Source organism: Aquitalea palustris, from assembly GCF_003693445.1.
Lineage (GTDB): Bacteria > Pseudomonadota > Gammaproteobacteria > Burkholderiales > Chromobacteriaceae > Aquitalea > Aquitalea palustris.
Genome location: NZ_RFAR01000003.1, coordinates 33,186 through 52,044, shown reverse-complemented (window position 1 = coordinate 52,044; position 18,859 = coordinate 33,186). Strand labels below are relative to the sequence as shown.

The window sequence follows — 18,859 nt, the reverse complement described above, 5'->3', positions numbered from 1 at the left end:
TTCGGCCGGGAAACCCGGATAATTTTGCGGTTTTGCTTTCTGGATTATCCGGCCATGAATTTTGGGCTCTATCTGCCGCTGCTTGCCGGGCTGGCATTGTGCAATCATTGCCGCCGCCCCGATGACAGCCAGGCTGCTACGCTGGCACTGCCGGCCGCCATGGCCATGGGGCTGGCCACTGCCATCATGCTGCTGCTCGGCGGCGGCCTGCTGACGCTAGCAGACAGCGCTCGCCTTGGACTGCCCCTGCCGCTCATCGCCATCGTGCTGCAAACCGCCAGCGCCCTGTTGCTGGCCGGCGCACTGCAGCGCCTTGCCGCAGGCGAAGCCGCCCAGCTTGGGCTGGGCTGGCCCATATTGTTGCTGAATAGCCTGGTGGCAGGCCTGCCCTTGTCTTGCTTGCCATCCGTCAGCAGCACCATGGCATCGCTGTTCACCGGCTTGCTGAGCGCCGCGCTGTTCACCTTGCTGCTGGCCCAGTTCGCCACCCTGCCAGCACGCCTGCAACGCTGCGCCCTGCCCGCATGGCTGCGCGGCCGGCCGGCCCTGCTGCTGTGTGCCCTCATCATCGCGCTGGCCTTGCACGGCCTTGGAGCCCGCCTGTCATGACCCTCGTTCTTCGTTTGCTGCTGCTGTTGCTGGCCATCTGGCTGCTGGGAAAAATCCTGCGCAGCAGCGCACAGAAATTGCGCCCTGCCACCACCAGTCTGCCGCCGCTGGCTGATCGCATCGATGCCTTGCTGCCGCAAACCCAGTGCGGCCAGTGCGGCCACGCCGGCTGTCAGCCTTATGCCCAGGCACTGGCACGCGGCGAAGACAGCATCAATCGCTGCCCGCCTGGCGGCGAGGACGGCATACGCAAGCTGGCAGCGCTACTACACACTGACTACCTGCCCTTCGCCGCCGATGCCCCGCCGCCAAAGCCCAAGGCGGTGGCACTGATAGACGAAGCCACCTGTATCGGCTGTACCCTGTGCATCCAGGCCTGTCCGGTGGATGCCATTCTGGGTTCGGCCAAACAAATGCATACCGTGCTGGCCGATGAATGCACCGGCTGCGAATTGTGTCTGGCCCCCTGTCCGGTGGACTGCATCAGCATGCGCCCGGCCACCAGCCAGCCAGCCGACTGGCGCTGGGGCTACCCGGTCATTGCCATCAAGGCCATCAAGCCAGGTAGCAGCACATGAGCCGCCTATCCATACCGCCGGCGTACACTGCCGCCAGCCAACAGCCATTGGCCACCCTGCCCTTGCCTGCCCAGCTAAACCTGTGGCTGCAAGGCAGTCGCTGCTGTGTCGAAGTAGGCCAGCGCGTACTGAAACACCAGTTGCTGGCCGAGGCCGACAGTGAATTCGGCGTGGCCCTGCATGCCCCGACCTCGGGCCATATCCGTGCCATCGGCCCGCTGCCGCAGGCCCTGCCCGACGCGCCGCTGCTGGATGGCCTGCAGTTGCAGCCAGACGGGCAGGACGAAGCACTGCCCCTGCAAGCAGATACCGACTGGCCTGCACTGTCACCACTGGCGCTGGCCATCCGGCTGCAAGACATGGGGGTCATGGGCCAGCACGGCCCGCTACTGCCGCTGGCCTGGGCCGCAGCCGCGCCACCACTGGCACTGCTCATCATCAATGCTGTAGAAAACGAGCCTTTTCTGCAGGCCGACAGCATGCTGCTGCGCGAACAGGCTGCTGCCGTGGCCGAGGCCATGACCATGCTGGGGCGCATACTGCAGCCGGTGCGGCTGGTACTGGCCATCCAGCAAGAACAGGGCGCGGCCATCAATGCCCTGCGCAGCCTGGCAGCAAACCAATGCTGGCAGCTGGAAGTGATACAAGCCCCCTACCCGGCAGGCGATGACGCGCCTCTGCTTCAGTCACTGGCACGGCCCGAAGAAAGCAGCAACAGCCTGTGCCTGCCGCTAGCCGGCGTCTATGCAGCCGGCCGGGCCATCCTGCATGGCGAGCCCTGCATCAGCCGCATCGTCACCGTCAGCGGTGCCGTCGGGCAGCCACAGAACATCCTGGCCTTGCTCGGCAGCCCGGTGGCCGATCTGCTGGCCTGCGCCGGCCTGCCCTCACAGCAACATGCCATTGTCCATGGCGGCGGACTGCGCGGCTTTGCCTTGCCCGATACCACCATTGGCATCCACCAGCACAGCCACTGCCTGCTGGCCCTAGCCGCTCAGGCTGAGCTGATTGCCCAGCCCTGCGTCCGCTGTGGCGATTGCGCCAGCATCTGCCCCAGCCAGTTACAGCCACAAGAGCTGTACTGGCATTGCAGCGAGCAACAACTGGAACAAGCACAGCACTGGCGGCTGGCCGACTGCAGCCAGTGCGGCCTGTGCAGCGCCGTTTGCCCCAGCCAGCTGCCTTTGCTCGAGACCTTCCGCCAGACCAGCCAGCAACTGCTGCTAGCCGAACAGCAACAGAGCGCCACCGACGCAGCCCGCCAGCGCCATCGCTTCCGCCAGTTCCGCCTGGAACGCGACAAGCAGGAGAAAGCCCAGCGGCTGGCCGAACGTGCTGCGCAACAAGCGGCCAAATTGGCGCAACAAGCAGCTACCGCCCCCAGCCAGAGCACCACGCCAACGGCCAGTGCTGCAGACAAACAGGCCGCCATCGCCGCCGCCATGACCCGTGCGGCACAACGACAACAACAGCGTCCGGATGCGGCAGCGTCCGTCAGCAGCAGTGAGCGGGATGCCGCCATTGCGGCCAACCGTCAGGCGACTATCGACGCCGCCATGGCACGCGCCGCTGCGCGCAAGGCGGCACAGGATGCAGCCAAGGCAGCCGCAGCGGAAACATCAGCCGACAGCAGTGAGCAAGCTGGGCTGAACCAGCAGCAACAGGCGCTGATTCAGGCCGCCATGCAAAGGGCCAATGCGCAGAAGGCCGCTGCGGCTAGCAATAGCCCAGCGGCCATGGATGAAGACAAAAAGGCGCTGATTGCCGCCGCCATGGCCCGCGCCGCAGCCCAGAAAGCCGCACGTGATGCCGGAGAGCAGGAAAAATGATGAGCACTCCGTTGATAAGACTCGCCCCCACGCTGGCAAGCCGCAATCGTCAGCAACTGCTGGCGCTATTGCCGGCCATCGCCATCCAGCTCTGGCAACTGGGGCCACAGGCCTTGCTGGCGCTGCTACTAGCCACGGCCACGGCCCTGCTTGCCGATAGCCTGGGCCTGGCCTGGCGCCGCCAAGCCATATGGCCAAGCTTGCGCCAGGGTGATGCACTGCTGTCGGCCGTACTGCTGAGCTTGCTGCTGCCGGCCACGCCACTGCCGCTGCTGTGCATATGTACTGGTGCAGCCATCCTGCTGCTACGCCAGCTGTTTGGCGGCAGCGGCAGCCTGTTTCACCCGGTGGCCGGCGGCCTGCTGCTAGCAGCGCCCTGGCTGCCCGCCAGCCTGCCCCATGCCAACCTCCCGCTGACGCTAGCCTTGCTGGCCGGCGGCCTGTGGCTGCTCTGGCGCGGCCTCCTGCGCTGGCACGCCCCACTGGGACTGCTGCTGGTGGTATTGATCGCCCTGCCGGTGGGCAGCGGCTGGCTGCTCGGCCAGAGTGCGCTGTGGCTGCTGGCCGGCTGGGTGATGAGCGATGGCAGCAGTACCCCCATCACCTCCCGTGGCCGGCTGATCCATGGCCAGGCTGCTGGTATGCTGTGCATCAGCGTGGTGACGCTGACCACCCATCCGGATGCCGGCGTGACGCTGGCCGCCTGCCTGCTGCTGCTCAGCGCCAGCGCCCCCCTGCTGGACAGTCTGACCCTGTCGCCGGGCCGCCGCACGTAGAAACCGCAGGGCATACGAGCCAGCGGCGGCCTGCGTTACAATGATGCAGGCCGCCGCCACCGCCTGACAGCCTAGCCGCAGCGGCCCCCTGTACCGAACCAGCCCCAAGCCGACATGCCATGAACGCCACCAAGCGCTACGAGATTTTCCGCCGCCTGCGCGAGCACACTCCCAAGCCGACTACCGAGCTGGAATATCGCACGCCCTTCGAGTTGCTGATTGCCGTGTTGCTGTCGGCCCAGGCCACCGATGTCAGCGTCAACAAGGCCACCCGCCCGCTGTATGCCGTGGCCAATACCCCGGCCGCCATGCTGGCGCTGGGCGAAGAGACGCTGTCTGATTACATCAAGACCATCGGCCTGTTCCGCACCAAGGCCAAAAACGTCATTGCCACCTGTCGCCTGCTGCTGGAAAAACACGGTGGCGAGGTACCGGATGACAGGGCTGCGCTGGAAGCGCTGCCCGGCGTTGGCCGCAAAACGGCCAATGTGGTGCTCAACACCGCCTTTGGCCACCCCACCATCGCCGTGGATACCCATATTTTCCGCGTATCCAACCGCACCCGGCTGGCTCCGGGCAAGGATGTGCGCGAGGTGGAAGACAAGCTGCTGAAGTACGTGCCGGCGGAATTCAGGGTGGATGCCCACCACTGGCTGATCCTGCATGGCCGCTATGTCTGCAAGGCACGCAAACCGGACTGCCAGCACTGCGTGATTGTCGATCTCTGCGAATATCCGGCAAAACCGGTATGATTGAAAACAGTCTGGGCCTGATGACAATTCAGGCTGGATCTCCTGGAAAAACAGCGGATCACCCTTATATCCGTCTGAAAGCCTCCCCGAAAGGATAACTCTGTGACTCCGTATCTTCGCACCATTGTCGGCGCCCTTCTGGCTGCGTCGTTGCTCTCGGGTTGCGACAAGATCGAAAGCCTGTTCCACAAGCAGAACCAGCCGGCCCCGGTTGCTGTTCCTGCCCAGTCGGACGGTCGCGTCGCCATGTTGCTGCCTGACTTCACCCAACTGGTCGAACGCGACGGACCGGCCGTGGTGAATATCCAGGCCAATCGCACCGATGCGGCGCCACAGCAAAGTGAAATGCCCTTCCCGGTGCCGGAAGACGATCCGCTGTTCGATTTCTTCAAGCGCTTCATCCCCAACCAGCCCAATCAGCAGGATCAGACTCCGGAAGAAAGCATCTCCTTCGGCTCGGGTTTCATCATCAGCGATGATGGCTTCATCATGACCAACGCCCATGTGGTGAATGGCGGCACCCAGATCAAGGTCATGCTGACCGACAAGCGCGAGCTGAAAGCCCGCCTGGTCGGCCTGGACAAGCGTACCGACGTGGCACTGCTGAAAGTGGATGCTTCCAGCCTGCCGGTGGTCAAGATTGGCAGCCCGTCCCAGCTCAAGGTTGGCGAATGGGTGGCCGCCATCGGCGCGCCCTTCGGTTTTGAAAATACCGTCACCGCCGGCATTGTCTCGGCCAAGGGTCGCAGCCTGCCGGATGAAAACTACGTGCCCTTCATCCAGACCGATGTCGCCATCAATCCGGGTAACTCCGGCGGCCCGCTGTTCAACCTGAAGGGTGAAGTGGTCGGCATCAATTCGCAGATCTACAGCCGCTCCGGCGGCTTCATGGGCATTTCCTTTGCCATTCCGATCGACCTGGCCATGAATGTGGCCGAGCAGATCAAGGCCAAGGGCAAGGTCAGCCGTGGCCAGCTGGGCATCAATATCCAGGAAGTGTCGCAGGAGCTGGCGCAATCCTTCGGCCTGCCGCGTCCCAGCGGTGCACTGGTGGTACGGGTGGATCCGCAAGGCCCGGCCGGCAAGGCCGGCCTGCAGACCGGGGACATCATCCTCAAGCTGGATGACCGTGCCATCGAAAGCTCCAAGGATCTGCCGATGATGGTGGGTTCGCTGCAACCGGGTGCCAAGGTCAAGCTGTCGGTATGGCGCAAGGGTGAAGAAAAAACCATTCAGGCCACGCTGGGCGAACTGGCTCCGGAAGCGGCGCCGCAGGCCAAACAGCAAGATGAAGCCGCCCCGCAGAACTTCCAGTTCGGCAAGCTGGGGCTGACCGTCACCGAGCTGACCGCGAAGCAGCGCAGCGAACTGGGCATGAACGGCGGCCTGCTGGTGCAAAAGGCGCAGGGGGCCGCCGCCCGCTCCGGCCTGCAACATGGCGATATCATCATGGGCCTGAACCAGAATGAAATCACCACAGTGAAGAGCTTTGAAAAGGCACTGGCCAGTGCGCGCGGCAATATCGCCCTGCTGGTACGCCGCCAGGACAGTACATTGTTTGTACCGCTACGCCTGGATTGATGCATGCAACAAGCCGCCGCGAGGCGGCTTTTTTGCGTCCGCCATCCGGCATAACCATAAACTGCCAAGGAGAAAGAGCATGAGTTTTCTGACAACCGATCTGTGCGACGCCAACGAAGGCCGTGTCCGCGTGCTGGAGCCGCTGTTCCAGCGCTATGGCAATCATCAGCGTTTTTATGGTCAGATCGTCACCCTCAAACTGTTTGAAGACAACACCCTGGTCCGGGAAACCCTGGCGCAGGATGGCCACGGCAAGGTACTGGTGGTGGATGGCGGCGGCTCGCTGCGCTGTGCCCTGCTGGGCGACCAGATCGGCGATCTGGCGGTGGCCAATCACTGGGATGGCGTGGTGATCTACGGCTGCATCCGCGATTCGGTGGCGCTCAACCAGCTGCCGCTGGGCATTCGCGCACTGAATACTCACCCGCTCAAATCGGTAAAACGTGGCGAAGGTCAGCGTGACCTGGCGGTGAGCTTTGCTGGCGTCACCTTCGTGCCGGGCGAATGGCTGTATGCCGATGAAGATGGTGTGATCGTCTCCGCCACACCGCTGCTGTAAAGACAGCAATGCAGCCGTGCTCAGTCACGGCTGCGCGCATGTACCGGCAAGGCTGCTTGCTGCTCTGGCTCGCCCCAGCTGATGTGGTCCTGCCACCAGATATGGAATTCCGGCGCCAGCACCTCCGGTATGTCCAGTGATGCGGCAGTAAGATCGATATCATCCGGATCAGACTCGTGCTGGTAGCTGAGCGTGGCACCGCAATGCGGGCAGAACCCGCGCATGGCGGCAGCAGACGAGTGATAGAACAGCGGCTTTTCGCCCAGCCACTCCAGTTCGATCAGCCGCACGGTGAACCAGGTGACAAACGCCGCACCACTAGCCTTGCGGCAACTGACGCAATGGCAATGGGTCACATGAAAAGGCTGGCCATGCACCCGGTAATGCACGGCACCACACAGACAGCCGCCATGCAGAATGCTGCTCATGTCATGCTCCCGTCGTGACAGGCGAACCAGCCGGCCGGACTGGTGCGGCAATTCATTAGAAACTATAGACAGTTATAAACAACGATGCAAAGCCCGGTCCGCGCCAGGCTTTTAGCGCGTGGATGCGGCTGAAACAAGCCATGAAAAAAGCGATGCCGCAGCATCGCTTTTGCCAGATTTGCCTGCTTATCCTGCGCTCAGGCGGGCTGGGTCGGGGTCTTGTTGTCCAGCGCGGTCATCTGGTTGCGCTCGTCCACGAACACCAGCTTGGGCTGGTGATTGGCCAGCTCGGCATCTTCGTACTGGGCAAAAGAGGCGATGATCAGCAGATCGCCCGGCGCGGCGCGGCGCGCGGCCGAGCCATTCACCGAAATCACGCCGGAACCACGCTCGGCCTTGATGGCATAGGTGGCAAAGCGCTCGCCGTTGTTGACGTTCCAGATCTGCACTTCTTCGTATTCGCGAATATCCGCGGCTTCCAGCAGGTTTTCGTCGATAGCGCAGGAGCCGATGTAATGCAGTTCGGCATGCGTGGTGGTGACACGGTGCAGCTTGGATTTAAGCATGATGCGTTGCATGGTACTGGTCTTTCCTTGCCCGGCTTAGCGGGACACTTCCACATTATCGATCAGACGGGTACGGCCCAGGCGGGCAGCAGCCAGCACCACCAGGCGCTTTTCGCCGGCATGGGCCACTTCCAGGGTATCGGCCTGACGTACTTCGACATAATCCACTACCCAGCCAGCCTGCTGCAGATCGGCACTGGCCTTGGCTTCCAGCGTGGCGTAATCGCTGTCACCGGCAAGCAGGGCTGCACGCATGGCGGACAGGTTGCGATACAGGCGCGGCGCTTCGGCACGTTCTTCTGCCGTCAGATAGCCATTGCGCGAGGACAAGGCCAGACCATCTTCTGCACGGCCGGTATCCACCGGAATGACCGCCACCGGAATATTCAGGTCGTCCACCATGGCCTTGATCACATGCAGCTGCTGGAAGTCCTTCTTGCCGAAACAGGCCACATCCGGCTGCACGATATTGAAGAGCTTGCTGACCACCGTAGCCACGCCACGGAAATGACCGGGGCGGAAGGCGCCGCACAGCTCGTCCTGGATATGTGGCGGCTCGACATTGAAATCCTGCTTCACCCGCGGGTACAGCTCCTGCTCGGTGGGGAAGAACAGCGCATCCACCCCGGCCGCCTCAAGCTTGGCACAGTCGGATTCAAAGGTGCGCGGATAAGCGTCGAAATCTTCGCCCTGACCAAATTGCAGGCGATTGACAAAAATGCTGACCACCACCTTGTCGGCGTGCTGGTGCGCCGCCTCGACCAGAGCCAGATGGCCCTCGTGCAGATTGCCCATGGTGGGGACAAAAGCCAGCTTGCCGGCCTGGCGACGCCATGCACGCATGGCTGCCACGCTACGGATGATTTCCATTTCCTTACCCTTTTGGCTTAGAAGGTGTGCTCGGCAGCGGGGAAGCTGCCGGCCTTGACTGCCTTGACATAGGCTTCGACCGCACCCTGGATGCTGCCTGCCTCATTCATGAAATTCTTGACGAAGCGGGCTTTCTTGCCCGGATAGACGCCGAGGATATCGTGCAATACCAGTACCTGGCCGCTCACTTCGGCACCGGCACCAATGCCGATGGTGGGTACGGCAACCGTTTCGGTCACGCGGCGAGCCAGATCGGCCGGCACACATTCCATCAACACCAGGCTGGCACCGGCTTCGGCCAGTTGGCGGGCGTCATCCAGCAGGCGTTCGGCGTCGCTCTCGCTCTTGCCCTGCACCCGGTAGCCGCCAAAGGTGTTGACGAACTGCGGGGTGAGGCCGATGTGCGAACAGACCGGAATGCCGCGCTCCACCAGAAAACGGGTGGTTTCCGCCATGAAACGGCCACCTTCCAGCTTCACCATGTGCGCACCGGCCTGCATCAGGCGGGCGGCATTGGCGAAAGCCTGCTGCGGGCTTTCCTGATAGCTGCCGAAGGGCAGGTCGCTCAGCACCATGGCATCGCCAGCGCCGGCGGCGACACAGCGGGTGTGGTAAACCATTTCTTCCATGGTGACCGGCAGTGTGGAATCGCGGTTCTGGATCACCATGCCCAGTGAATCACCCACCAGCAGAATCTCCACACCCGCCTGATCGAGGAGGGTGGAAAAGCTTGCGTCATAGCTGGTGAGCATGACGATCTTCTGGCCTTCGGCGGCCATCTTCTGCAGGGTGTTGACGGTAATTTTCATACCTGTACTTCCTCGGTGTGGTCGGGAAATGCAAGGCGTCACTTGTATTCAGACGCTCTTGTTGAAATAGCTGCGCTGTCCGCGCATCTCGCTGATGCAGCGCAACAATAGCTCGAAATCCTCGTTACCATCAACCAGCTCGAGGTGGTCGGTATTGACGATGAGCAAGGGGGCTGCTTCGTATTGGTGGAAGAACTCGCTGTAAGCGGCATGCACGCGCTTCAGATAGCCTTCCGGAAAATCCTGTTCCAGTTCGCTGGCGCGCGCCGCACTGCGATCGAGCAAGACCTGCTCGGAAGCCTGCAGGTAAATCACCAGGTCTGGCACCGGGTATTGCGGCAGCAATTGCTGCGCCAGGCGCTGATACAGGGCCAGCTCTTGCTCGTCCAGATTCACCCGGGCAAACAGGGCATCTTTCTCGAACAGGAAATCCGACACCACCGGGCTGGCCAGGCTATCGCCCAGCAACATGCCACGCGTCATGTCGGCACGCTGCATGAGAAAAGTCAGCTGGGTGGCCAGACCGTGCGAGGCCACATTGCGGTAAAAACGCGGCAGGAAGGGATTGGATGCCGGGTCTTCCGCCAGCAGCTGTACACCCCAGTAGTTGGCCAGACGGCGCGCCAGCGCCGATTTGCCGGAGCCGATCGGCCCTTCCACCACCACATAGCGCAAATGACTCTGACTCATGCTTGTCTCCTTGGCTGAGCTGACGACTCCAGCCGCACCACGCCGGCACAATCCAGTGCAGCAGCGATATCGGCGGCCAGGCCGTGTTCCCCCACCTGCTGGCCGGGGGCAATTTCCGCCAACGGTACCATGACAAAGGCCCGCTGGTGCATGCGCGGATGCGGCAATAGCAGCTGCGGATCGTCCAGCACGGTGTCCTGATACAACAAAACGTCCAGATCCAGCACCCGCGGTGCGTTGCGGAAGCTGCGTTCACGGCCGAAACCGGCCTCGATCTGCATCAGCGCATCCAGCAGCTGATAAGGCGTGAGCGCGGTGTCCAGCAGGGCAACGGCATTGATGAAGTCGGGCTGGTCGAGATAACCCACCGGCGTGGTGAGGTAGAGCGAGGAGTGGCTGAGCAGCTGGCTGCCGTCAAGAGCAGCAAGGGCCGCGAGCGCGGCCCTGATCTGGTCAGCCGGTTGCTCCAGGTTGCTGCCCAGAGCGACGTAGGCTAGGCTCACGCGGCCTCTCCCCCTCCGCCGGCCTGATCGGTACGGCGACGGCCGGATGGGCGACGGCGACGGCGTTTTTTCGCCGGTTCTTCCTCACCGCTATTCTTGGCATCATTGATCAGCGCTTCACGCTCGGCCTGATCGCCACGCTGGAAGGCTTCCCACCACTCCACCAGGCTCAGCGGCAGCTCGCCGGCTTCGGCGCGCAAGGCCATGAAGTCGAAAGCAGCACGGAAACGCGGCTGTTCGAGGAAACGGTAAGGACGGGCACCACTGCGGCTGTCGAAACGCGCCTGCAGCGTCCAGATTTCACGCATGGTCACGCTGAAACGGCGCGGGATGGCAAAATCGTTGTCCTGCTCGTTTTCCACATCGGAAATGGCCAGTTGCAAGGCCGGCAAGGGCTTCTCGCCGGCAGCGATATGCTGTTCCCAGTGCTGCTTCACCTGCTGCCACAGCAAGGTGGCCAGCAGGAAACCCACCGATACCGGCTTGTCGGCACGAATGCGCGCATCAGTGCTTTGCAGCCCCAGTTGCAGGAACAAGTCGTCACCGTCCTCGCCCATCACCGCATCCAGCAGCGGGAAGACACCACGCGACAAGCCTTCGTCCCGCAATTTCTTCAGGCAGGCATAGGCATGGCCGGACATCAGCAGCTTGAGCATTTCATCAAACAGCCGTGCCGGCGGCTCCTTGCGCAGCAGATGGGCATGGGCGCGAATCGGCTTGCGGGTGTCGTCGTCGATTTCGAAACCCAGCTTGGCCGCCAGGCGTACCGCGCGCAGCATGCGCACCGGATCTTCCTGATAGCGGCGTGCCGGCTGGCCTATCATCACCAGCTTCTTCGCCTTCAGGTCCTTGACCCCGTGGTGATAGTCGATGATGGACTCGTCGGAAGGATCGAAGAACAAGGCATTGACGGTAAAGTCACGGCGATGTGCGTCCTCTTCCTGGCTGCCGAAAGTATTGTCGGCCATGATGCGGCCCGACTCATTCTGATCATCGATGCCACCGCCACGGAAGGTGGTGACCTCGATGGTTTCCGGCCCCACCATCACATGCACGATGCGGAAGCGACGGCCAATGATGCGCGAGCGGCGGAACAGATGATGCACCTGCTCCGGCGTGGCATTGGTGGCGACGTCAAAATCTTTGGGAGAAACATCCAGCAACAGGTCGCGCACGGCTCCCCCTACCACAAAGGCAGAGAAACCGGCTTCCTGCAGTCGGGAAGTCACCTTGAGCGCAGCATTGCTGAGCTGATCGCGGCGTACGCCATGCTGGGACAGCGGAATCACGCGTGGTTTGCTACGGCGTTTGCCCATGCCTGACGGCAGCTCCAATACTTTACGGATAAGCTTGCGGATCATTTAGAGGAATAAGGACGTGGAATGAAGGGATTCGCAAGAAAGGAATTCAAGCGGCAGATTATAGCCTGAATCTTCTGACAAGATACACCGCCATGGCCCATTTAATCGTGATGACGTGATTGCCCACCGTGTGCTGCCGGCCTAGAATCGCACACCATTGCCGCCAATTTTGTGTGAAGACACCACGTGATTCCTTTACTCGCCCTGGATATCCAGACCCTGCCCGATGTCGCCGGCATCCGTACCCTGTATCAGCTGGACACGCAAATCAGCGATGCCGATGTCGTCTATTTTGCTCTGCAGCGCAGCCGGGCCAGCCGCGCTGATGAATTCATGCCCTATCACCTGCATCGCGTGGTCGCGGTCAATGCCGTACTGCATAGCCGGCAGGAAGTGGCACTGCACCAGTCGGCCGCCGGCCAGGACGAAGCAGCCATGCTGCAGGCACTGGCGGCACTGCTGAATGAACACATGCCGCAAATTGTCAGCTGGCAGGGTTCCCAGTTGCTGCTGCCGGTCTTGCGTCACCGCGCCATGTTGCACAATGTGGCCTTCCCCGGCGGCCCCACCGGCCTGTTCGGCCAGACGCTGGAACTGAGCCGCCTGCTGTGCCAGGGCGCACAGCCCGGCTGCGTACCGCAGCAGGAAATGGCCGGCCTGTGCGGCCTGCCGCGCCTCGCCGATTACGATGCGCCGCAGTCCTGGGCCGCAGCCAGCGCCGGACAGTTGCCCAAGCTACTGGAGCACAGCGCGCAGCGTGCGGCCTGCCATTACCTGATGTGGCTGCGCCTGGCCGCGCTGCAGGGGCAGATTTCCGCCCTCACCCGCAGCCAGCACGAACAAAAACTGGCACAACTGCTGACACAGGCTGGCGGGCACTGGCAGGACTTTCTGCAACAGTGGCCTGCACACAACAGGGGTTGACAGGCCATCTGGTCAGGAATAATCTTTTCTCATGCGCCGATTTGATACAGCTTGCTGGGCGCACTATAAATGCCAGCTAAAGCGTGAGTCGGATAACCCGCTGCGCTCTTCTGGCCGGCGGGTTTTTCTTTTTCCGCTTGTTCACCTTATAGTGCGCTCGCTATGCGACATCGGGCATGTTGCTTGTTTTAAGCTGTTTTGGTTTTACCGTCTCCGGCCGTGGCCGGGACACAGGCGCCGAGTTAATCGACAACTTGCAGGGCGCCCAAAAATCCTGCTAAAGCGTCGCCTGACGGAGAGTCGGGCACGCAACAGCGCTCACTCATACCCGATGGAGTTTCACCATGTACGATTGCCTGCAAGATAGCTGTAGCGACTTTTCCTTTGCCGTATACGATGCCGTGGGAAGAAAACGCCCCCTACAAGGCAGCCTGACTGCCACCCCCCTGTGTGCCGACACCACCCTGCCGCTGCAAGCCCTGATCGACTTCGCCAGCCAGCTAGGCTATGACAGCCAGCTGGACAACCGGCTGCTGACCATTCATGACGTGGGCCTGATGGATGCACTGACCATCAACAGCCGTTTTGGCAAGGAGCTGATCATCAGCTGTGATCTGCGCCGCGAGACGCCAGTACGCTTCTGAGCCGCCCCCCTGCAACAGCCGCTGCGCCGCATTGCGCACCGGTGCTGTCACGCTGCGTCGCCATTGGGCAAGACAGGCTAGCCGGGCGCTCCTTATAATGGAGCGCTTGCCCACCCCGCCGAATTGACGCACCGCCATGTTGCAGCAACTGAAAAGCGCCCCACCCGGTGCAATCAGCAGCGAAGCCCGCCAGATCAGCCGCCTCGCCCTGCCGATGATGATCGCCCAGGTCGCCCAGGTCGCCACCGGCTTTGTCGATACCGTGATGGCCGGCCGGGTCAGCACCGATGATCTGGCGGCTGTATCGCTGGGTGCCAGCATTTTCATCACCGTCTATGTCACGCTGATGGGCGTGGTGACTGCACTCAATCCGGTACTGTCCCATCAACTGGGCGCAGGTCAGACCGAGCAACTTGGCGAAACCGGCCGGCAAGGCATCTGGTTCGGCCTGTTCGTCGGCCTGCTGGGTGCCGCTGCCATGCTGCTGGCCGAACACCCCTTGCGGCTGTGGCTGCAATTACCCACCGATGTCGAAGACAAAGTCATGCTGTTCATCACCGGCACCGCCATCGGCATGCCGGCGGCCATGATGCACCGCGCCCTGCACGCTTATGCTTCCAGCCTGAACCGGCCACGCGTCATCATGGTGGTGAGCCTGATTGCGCTGGCGCTGAACATTCCGCTCAATTACGCCCTGATCCACGGCCTGTTCGGCCTGCCACGCCTGGGGGGAGCCGGTTGCGGCTGGGCCACCGGCATCGTGTTCTGGTTTAACTGTCTCACCCTGTTTGCCTATATCTGCTGGCATCGTCATTTCCGCCCCTATGGCCTGACCCGCCAGATGAGCTGGCCGGACTGGAAGCGCTATGGCGCCTTTCTCAAGCTGGGCTTGCCCATTGGCCTGTCCTTCTTTGTGGAAGTGAGCCTGTTTTCCTTTATCGCCCTGCTGATTGCCAAGCTGGGCATGACGGTGGTGGCCAGCCACCAGTCGGTGCTTAACTTCTCCAGCATCATTTACATGTTGCCGCAAAGCATTTCCACCGCCCTTACCGTGCGCGTGGGCCAGCGTGCCGGAGCCGGCGATTATCACGGCGCCCGTTTCGTCGCTGGCGTGGGCTTGCTGGTGGGGCTGGCCACTGCCCTGTGCACCATGTTGCTGGTGCTGTGGCTGCGCCAGGACATCATGGCGGTTTACTCGCCTGACCCGCAGGTGATCGCCATGGGCTCGGCCCTGCTGCTGTTTGCTGCGGTATTCCAGCTCACCGATGCCGCCCAGACCATCGCCTCTGGCGCACTGCGCGGCTACAAACTGACCACGGTGCCGATGATCATTCACATCACCGCCTTCTGGGGCATCGGCCTGGGTCTGGGCATCACCCTGGGGCTAACCGACTGGCTGGTCGCCCCCATGGGCATCTATGGCTTCTGGCTGGCACTGGTATTCAGCCTGAGCATTGCCGCCCTGCTCTTGGTCAGCTATCTGGCGCGCGAGAGTCGCCGCCGCCTGCACCGTCAAACCCCATAAGAAAGCTGAAGATGACATTCGCCATTCAGTCGCATATCTCGCTCAAACCGCACAATACCTTTGGCATGGAGGTAGAGGCGGCCCACTTCTGCCAGCTGGATGACACCGCGCAGCTGCCGGCACTGCTGGCCAGCAGCGCCTATCAGGCCGGCCCGGTGTTGTGGCTGGGTGGTGGCAGCAATCTGCTGCTGACGCGCGATTACCCCGGCCTGGTGATCAAGGTGGCACTAGGTGGCATCCGCCTGCTGGAAGAAAGCGCCGACAGCGTGCTGGTGGAAGCCGCAGCAGGCGAGAACTGGCATGACTTCGTGCGCTACAGCCTGCAACAGGGCTGGTACGGGCTGGAAAACCTCAGCCTGATTCCCGGCACCGTGGGGGCCTGCCCGGTGCAGAACATCGGTGCCTACGGCGTGGAAGTGAAGGACCGCATTGCCCAGGTGGTGTGTGCCGATCTGCAAGCCAATGGCAAGCCGCTGCTACTGGAGAATGCCGACTGCCACTTTGCCTATCGTGACAGCGTTTTCAAGCAGGAGGCCGCCGGGCGGCTGCTGGTGACAGCAGTGCGCTTCCGGCTGTCGCGCCAGCCGCAATTGAAAACCGGCTATGGCGACATCCAGCAAGAGCTGGAAAAACGCGGCATCCAGCAGCCCACACCGCTGGATGTCAGCGATGTGGTGATGGCCATTCGCGCCAGCAAACTGCCCGACCCGGCCGTGCTGGGCAATGCCGGCAGCTTCTTCAAGAACCCGGTTATTGAGCAGAGTCAGGCCGATGCCCTGTTGCAGCGCTTCCCTGCCCTGCCGCACTACCCGGCCGGCCCGGGCCGGGTGAAACTGGCGGCCGGCTGGCTGATTGAACAAGCGGGCCTGAAAGGCTATCGCCAGGGCGATGCCGGTGTGCATGCGCGCCAGGCCCTGGTACTGGTCAACCATGGCCTGGCCAGCGGCAGCCAGATGTGGGCACTGGCGCGCCATGTGCAGGAGACGGTACGGCAGCGCTATGGCGTGGAACTGGAAGCCGAACCACTGGTCTGGTAAAACCCGGCCACGACAAAGCGAACCATCATGCAACAGACACAAACACTGCAACACGCGCCGGTACTGGTCTTCGATCTGGGTGGTGTCCTGGTGGACTGGAACGGCATCGATCCACTGATGGCGCTGTCGCAAGGCCGTCTCAGCCGCGAACAGGCCAGACAATTCTGGCTACACACACCAGAGGTGGCCCTGCTGGACACCGGCCGGGCCACACCGCGAGAGTTCGCCGCACTGATGGCAGACAAGCTGCAACTGGGCATCAGCAGCGAGGCCATGCTGCAGGCGCTGGACGACTGGCTGCAAGGGCCGTTTGCCGGCGCCCATACATTGCTGCAGCAGCTGGGCCAGCACTACCGGCTGGCCGTGCTGAGCAATAACAATGCCCTGCACTGGGGCAAGATCGAACGCGAATTCGATGTGCTGCAGCACTTCGAAGCCTGCTTTGCCTCCCACCTGATCGGCCTGCGCAAGCCGGATGCCGCCGCTTATCGCTACGTGCAAGAAGCACTGCAAGTGGCAGCAGGGCACATCGTGTTTTTCGATGACAACATCGAATGCGTACAGGCGGCCCGGCAAGCCGGCTGGCAGGCATTTCACACCGTGGGCCTGCCGGCAGTGCAACAGGCTTTGCAGGCACAAGGCCTGCTAAGCACTTGATGTCTATCTGTGCTTAAAACACGCCAGCCGCACTGACAAACAGCAGCACCACCATGGCCATGCCCCCCAGCCAGCACAGCGAACGCAGTGTGGCCTGATCGGCGATATAACACAGGCCATGCCCCAGCCGCAGCAGCAGGTACAGTCCGGCCAGCAGATCCAGTCGAGCTGGCGGCACCTTCATCATCCAGGCCAGCAACATGGCTGCGGCATAGCTGGGGAAAGCCTCCCAGGCGTTCTGCTGCGCCCAGTTGGCACGCTGGCGCCAGCCTGTGGCCGCCGCCAGACCGACCCGTGGTCGATGGTTGTCATACGGGATACCTGCCTTGGCCAGCAAGGTCCACAACAGCGGCAGCAAGGACACCAGCAAGATACTCCACAGGGCAAAAGGCATGACTGTTTCTCCTGAAAAAGGGTGATTCATCGGCCAGCAGCCGGCTCAGATTTCCGGTCCGCGCCCCAGATAGGCCGCGTCATCGAAGCTGGCAACCCATTGCGGCCGGTAAACGATCAGAATGGCCATCACCAGGCCGCTGATGAAAGCCTCGGACCAGGACAGCAAAAAATAAAACGGCAGCGCTTCTTCCAGCAAATAGTCCGCCGCGTAAGCACCGCCTAGCCCCAGCGCCAGCATGCCGGCGGCACCGCTCAGAAACAGGCTGAGCCCACCCGCGACAAAGGCATTGAGGAAAACATAGACAAACAGCTGGGCCGGCAGATGCCGCCGCGCCAGCTGCAACAGCAGGCTGCTGAGCGCCACCGGCAGCGCAGCGGCCAGCACCCAGTTCAGCCCCATCGCCGGTAGGTCGCCATGGCCGCCAGCCACCAGGGCCAGCAACAGCAGCGCCATGGCCAGCAAGGCCAGCCAGGGGCCCATGAGCAGGGTCAGCACCGTGGCGCCCAGCAAGTGGAAAGACAGGCCAGGCTTTAGCCCGCCCTTCATCAGCCACAGACCCAGCAGCAACACCACGGCACCCATCCAGGCATTACAGGCAGCGGCATCCAGTTGACGCCAGCGCACCCGGGTGGCGGCAAAACCCAGCACCAGCCCGGCCACGGCCGCCGCCGTCCACAGCAGCCACAGGGGAAACAACACAGCAGGCAAATCCATGAATACTCCAGCCCGACAAGGTGTTGCGCATGATACCACCGCGACGATTAGCCCCACAGCACCGGCATGGCTGGGTACAATAGCGCTTTTGCCATCAGGGTTCCGACATGAAGCAGCCAGCCCACCACCTTATCGCCCAACAGGTCAGCATTGCGCTGGCCGAGGATATTGGTCAGGCCGACTGGACCGCCCAGCTGATCGAGCAGGCCGAGGAAGGCTGTGCCACCGTCGTGCTGCGCGAAGAGGCCGTCCTGTGCGGCAAGGCGTGGTTTGAAGAGTGTTTCCGCCAGGTTGATGAACGCTGCAGCGTCATCTGGCAGGTCCGCGAAGGCCGCAAGATTGCTGCCGGCAGCGTGCTGTGCGAAATCAGCGGCCCGGCCCGCGCCCTGCTCACGGCCGAACGTTCTGCGCTCAACTTCCTGCAAACCCTGTCGGCCGTGGCCACCCAGACCCGCCGCTATGTGGATGTGGTGGCCGGCACCCGCGCCCGCATTCTGGATACCCGCAAAACCCTGCCCGGCCTGCGTCTGGCGCAGAAGTACGCGGTCACCGTGGGCGGTGGCGACAACCAGCGCATCGGCCTGTACGACGGCATCCTGATCAAGGAAAACCACATCATGGCCGCCGGTGGCATCCGCCAGGCGCTGGAGCAGGCTTTCCGCCTCATTCCCCCCGGCGTCACGCTGCAGATCGAGGTGGAAAACCTGGACGAGCTGCAACAGGCCCTGGATGGCGGTGCCAAACTCATTTTGCTGGACAATATGTCGCTGGACGACATGCGTGCCGCCGTGGCGCTAAGCGCCGGTCGCGCCTTGCTGGAGGCCTCAGGTGGCGTGGACATGCACAGCGTGCGCGCCATCGCCGAAACCGGGGTCGACCGCATCTCCATCGGCAAGCTCACCAAGGATATCCAGGCCATCGACCTGTCCATGCGCTTTCAGCATTGAGGCCCGCAGGGCGGCAGGCAAGGTGCTCAACGGAAAAGTGTCCATTTACGGATTTACGAGGTATACCGGATAGAGCATACCAGTCAGACGGCCATGCAGGCCG

22 protein-coding genes are annotated in these 18,859 nt (G+C 62.4%); 13 read left to right on the top strand and 9 right to left on the bottom strand.

Going from position 1 to position 18,859, the window contains the following annotated elements; translation table 11 throughout:
* Nucleotides 1-54: 54 nt before the first annotated feature.
* From EAY64_RS00765 to rraA, 7 genes are all read left to right on the top strand, one after another.
* Nucleotides 55-609, top strand: coding sequence for a hypothetical protein (locus tag EAY64_RS00765; protein WP_103522878.1), 555 nt, complete (start codon nt 55-57; stop codon nt 607-609).
* Nucleotides 606-1,187 (top strand): electron transport complex subunit RsxB, encoded by a 582-nt coding sequence (gene rsxB, locus EAY64_RS00760; protein WP_103522877.1) that lies wholly within the window; start codon nt 606-608, stop codon nt 1,185-1,187. Before EAY64_RS00765 ends, rsxB begins: the two co-directional genes overlap by 4 nt.
* Nucleotides 1,184-3,016: an electron transport complex subunit RsxC gene (gene rsxC / locus EAY64_RS00755; protein ID WP_103522876.1), complete on the top strand. Its 1,833-nt coding sequence runs from the start codon at nt 1,184-1,186 to the stop codon at nt 3,014-3,016. Before rsxB ends, rsxC begins: the two co-directional genes overlap by 4 nt.
* Nucleotides 3,016-3,792, top strand: a complete 777-nt coding sequence (locus EAY64_RS00750) for an RnfABCDGE type electron transport complex subunit D (protein ID WP_158604586.1) — start codon at nt 3,016-3,018, stop codon at nt 3,790-3,792. Before rsxC ends, EAY64_RS00750 begins: the two co-directional genes overlap by 1 nt.
* Nucleotides 3,793-3,911: 119 nt before the next feature.
* Complete coding sequence (gene nth / locus EAY64_RS00745) at nt 3,912-4,544, top strand: endonuclease III (RefSeq protein ID WP_103522874.1); 633 nt, start codon at nt 3,912-3,914, stop codon at nt 4,542-4,544.
* Nucleotides 4,545-4,646: 102 nt separating this feature from the next.
* Nucleotides 4,647-6,125 (top strand): DegQ family serine endoprotease, encoded by a 1,479-nt coding sequence (locus EAY64_RS00740; RefSeq protein WP_103522873.1) that lies wholly within the window; start codon nt 4,647-4,649, stop codon nt 6,123-6,125.
* Nucleotides 6,126-6,204: 79 nt separating this feature from the next.
* Complete coding sequence (rraA, locus tag EAY64_RS00735; RefSeq protein WP_103522872.1) at nt 6,205-6,684, top strand: ribonuclease E activity regulator RraA; 480 nt, start codon at nt 6,205-6,207, stop codon at nt 6,682-6,684.
* 20 nt (nt 6,685-6,704) lie between these two features.
* Here rraA and EAY64_RS00730 read toward each other — a convergent pair whose 3' ends face one another.
* The 7 genes from EAY64_RS00730 to pcnB form a co-directional block, all read right to left on the bottom strand.
* Nucleotides 6,705-7,112, bottom strand: coding sequence for a GFA family protein (locus EAY64_RS00730; RefSeq protein ID WP_226034298.1), 408 nt, complete (start codon nt 7,110-7,112; stop codon nt 6,705-6,707).
* A gap of 197 nt (nt 7,113-7,309) precedes the next feature.
* Entirely contained in the window at nt 7,310-7,690 is a 381-nt protein-coding gene (gene panD / locus EAY64_RS00725) for an aspartate 1-decarboxylase (RefSeq protein WP_059286561.1), read from the bottom strand.
* 24 nt (nt 7,691-7,714) lie between these two features.
* On the bottom strand, nt 7,715-8,548 hold the full coding sequence (panC, locus tag EAY64_RS00720; RefSeq protein ID WP_103522871.1) for a pantoate--beta-alanine ligase: 834 nt from the start codon (nt 8,546-8,548) through the stop codon (nt 7,715-7,717).
* Between the two features lie 17 nt (nt 8,549-8,565).
* Complete coding sequence (panB, locus tag EAY64_RS00715; RefSeq protein ID WP_103522870.1) at nt 8,566-9,357, bottom strand: 3-methyl-2-oxobutanoate hydroxymethyltransferase; 792 nt, start codon at nt 9,355-9,357, stop codon at nt 8,566-8,568.
* Nucleotides 9,358-9,405: 48 nt separating this feature from the next.
* Nucleotides 9,406-10,047, bottom strand: coding sequence for a deoxynucleoside kinase (locus EAY64_RS00710; protein WP_103522869.1), 642 nt, complete (start codon nt 10,045-10,047; stop codon nt 9,406-9,408).
* Nucleotides 10,044-10,550 carry a 2-amino-4-hydroxy-6-hydroxymethyldihydropteridine diphosphokinase gene (gene folK / locus EAY64_RS00705; RefSeq protein WP_103522868.1) on the bottom strand — a complete coding sequence of 169 codons (507 nt, stop codon included), beginning with the start codon at nt 10,548-10,550 and terminating at the stop codon, nt 10,044-10,046. Before folK ends, EAY64_RS00710 begins: the two co-directional genes overlap by 4 nt.
* On the bottom strand, nt 10,547-11,911 hold the full coding sequence (gene pcnB, locus EAY64_RS00700) for a polynucleotide adenylyltransferase PcnB (RefSeq protein ID WP_103522867.1): 1,365 nt from the start codon (nt 11,909-11,911) through the stop codon (nt 10,547-10,549). Before pcnB ends, folK begins: the two co-directional genes overlap by 4 nt.
* A 186-nt stretch (nt 11,912-12,097) precedes the next feature.
* Here pcnB and EAY64_RS00695 point away from each other — a divergent pair, with 186 nt between their 5' ends.
* From EAY64_RS00695 to EAY64_RS00675, 5 genes are all read left to right on the top strand, one after another.
* A complete protein-coding gene (locus tag EAY64_RS00695) occupies nt 12,098-12,835 on the top strand; it encodes a 3'-5' exonuclease family protein (RefSeq protein ID WP_103522866.1) in 738 nt (245 codons plus the stop codon).
* Between the two features lie 344 nt (nt 12,836-13,179).
* Nucleotides 13,180-13,479 carry a hypothetical protein gene (locus EAY64_RS00690; protein ID WP_103522865.1) on the top strand — a complete coding sequence of 100 codons (300 nt, stop codon included), beginning with the start codon at nt 13,180-13,182 and terminating at the stop codon, nt 13,477-13,479.
* Nucleotides 13,480-13,615: 136 nt separating this feature from the next.
* A complete protein-coding gene (locus EAY64_RS00685) occupies nt 13,616-15,004 on the top strand; it encodes an MATE family efflux transporter (RefSeq protein WP_103522864.1) in 1,389 nt (462 codons plus the stop codon).
* Between the two features lie 11 nt (nt 15,005-15,015).
* Complete coding sequence (gene murB / locus EAY64_RS00680) at nt 15,016-16,041, top strand: UDP-N-acetylmuramate dehydrogenase (RefSeq protein WP_103522863.1); 1,026 nt, start codon at nt 15,016-15,018, stop codon at nt 16,039-16,041.
* Nucleotides 16,042-16,068: 27 nt separating this feature from the next.
* Nucleotides 16,069-16,698, top strand: a complete 630-nt coding sequence (locus EAY64_RS00675; protein ID WP_103522862.1) for an HAD family hydrolase — start codon at nt 16,069-16,071, stop codon at nt 16,696-16,698.
* A gap of 13 nt (nt 16,699-16,711) precedes the next feature.
* On the opposite strand, the gene EAY64_RS00670 is transcribed toward EAY64_RS00675, so the two are convergent.
* Nucleotides 16,712-17,092 carry an MAPEG family protein gene (locus tag EAY64_RS00670; RefSeq protein ID WP_103522861.1) on the bottom strand — a complete coding sequence of 127 codons (381 nt, stop codon included), beginning with the start codon at nt 17,090-17,092 and terminating at the stop codon, nt 16,712-16,714.
* Nucleotides 17,093-17,137: 45 nt separating this feature from the next.
* Nucleotides 17,138-17,809 (bottom strand): energy-coupling factor ABC transporter permease, encoded by a 672-nt coding sequence (locus tag EAY64_RS00665; protein ID WP_103522860.1) that lies wholly within the window; start codon nt 17,807-17,809, stop codon nt 17,138-17,140.
* Between the two features lie 107 nt (nt 17,810-17,916).
* Here EAY64_RS00665 and nadC point away from each other — a divergent pair, with 107 nt between their 5' ends.
* Entirely contained in the window at nt 17,917-18,756 is an 840-nt protein-coding gene (nadC, locus tag EAY64_RS00660; protein WP_103522859.1) for a carboxylating nicotinate-nucleotide diphosphorylase, read from the top strand.
* Nucleotides 18,757-18,859: the final 103 nt, after the last annotated feature.

Bases quoted from the DNA above. Each gene is read 5' to 3' on its own strand.
- EAY64_RS00685 (WP_103522864.1), top strand. From the start codon at position 13,616: ATGTTGCAGCAACTGAAAAGCGCCCCACCCGGTGCAATCAGCAGCGAA.
- EAY64_RS00730 (WP_226034298.1), bottom strand. From the start codon at position 7,112: ATGAGCAGCATTCTGCATGGCGGCTGTCTGTGTGGTGCCGTGCATTAC.
- panC (WP_103522871.1), bottom strand. From the start codon at position 8,548: ATGGAAATCATCCGTAGCGTGGCAGCCATGCGTGCATGGCGTCGCCAG.
- rsxB (WP_103522877.1), top strand. From the start codon at position 606: ATGACCCTCGTTCTTCGTTTGCTGCTGCTGTTGCTGGCCATCTGGCTG.
- EAY64_RS00765 (WP_103522878.1), top strand. From the start codon at position 55: ATGAATTTTGGGCTCTATCTGCCGCTGCTTGCCGGGCTGGCATTGTGC.
- EAY64_RS00665 (WP_103522860.1), bottom strand. From the start codon at position 17,809: ATGGATTTGCCTGCTGTGTTGTTTCCCCTGTGGCTGCTGTGGACGGCG.
- nth (WP_103522874.1), top strand. From the start codon at position 3,912: ATGAACGCCACCAAGCGCTACGAGATTTTCCGCCGCCTGCGCGAGCAC.
- EAY64_RS00710 (WP_103522869.1), bottom strand. From the start codon at position 10,047: ATGAGTCAGAGTCATTTGCGCTATGTGGTGGTGGAAGGGCCGATCGGC.
- EAY64_RS00675 (WP_103522862.1), top strand. From the start codon at position 16,069: ATGCAACAGACACAAACACTGCAACACGCGCCGGTACTGGTCTTCGAT.
- panB (WP_103522870.1), bottom strand. From the start codon at position 9,357: ATGAAAATTACCGTCAACACCCTGCAGAAGATGGCCGCCGAAGGCCAG.
- EAY64_RS00670 (WP_103522861.1), bottom strand. From the start codon at position 17,092: ATGCCTTTTGCCCTGTGGAGTATCTTGCTGGTGTCCTTGCTGCCGCTG.
- nadC (WP_103522859.1), top strand. From the start codon at position 17,917: ATGAAGCAGCCAGCCCACCACCTTATCGCCCAACAGGTCAGCATTGCG.
- pcnB (WP_103522867.1), bottom strand. From the start codon at position 11,911: ATGATCCGCAAGCTTATCCGTAAAGTATTGGAGCTGCCGTCAGGCATG.
- panD (WP_059286561.1), bottom strand. From the start codon at position 7,690: ATGCAACGCATCATGCTTAAATCCAAGCTGCACCGTGTCACCACCACG.
- rsxC (WP_103522876.1), top strand. From the start codon at position 1,184: ATGAGCCGCCTATCCATACCGCCGGCGTACACTGCCGCCAGCCAACAG.
- EAY64_RS00690 (WP_103522865.1), top strand. From the start codon at position 13,180: ATGTACGATTGCCTGCAAGATAGCTGTAGCGACTTTTCCTTTGCCGTA.
- murB (WP_103522863.1), top strand. From the start codon at position 15,016: ATGACATTCGCCATTCAGTCGCATATCTCGCTCAAACCGCACAATACC.
- rraA (WP_103522872.1), top strand. From the start codon at position 6,205: ATGAGTTTTCTGACAACCGATCTGTGCGACGCCAACGAAGGCCGTGTC.
- EAY64_RS00750 (WP_158604586.1), top strand. From the start codon at position 3,016: ATGAGCACTCCGTTGATAAGACTCGCCCCCACGCTGGCAAGCCGCAAT.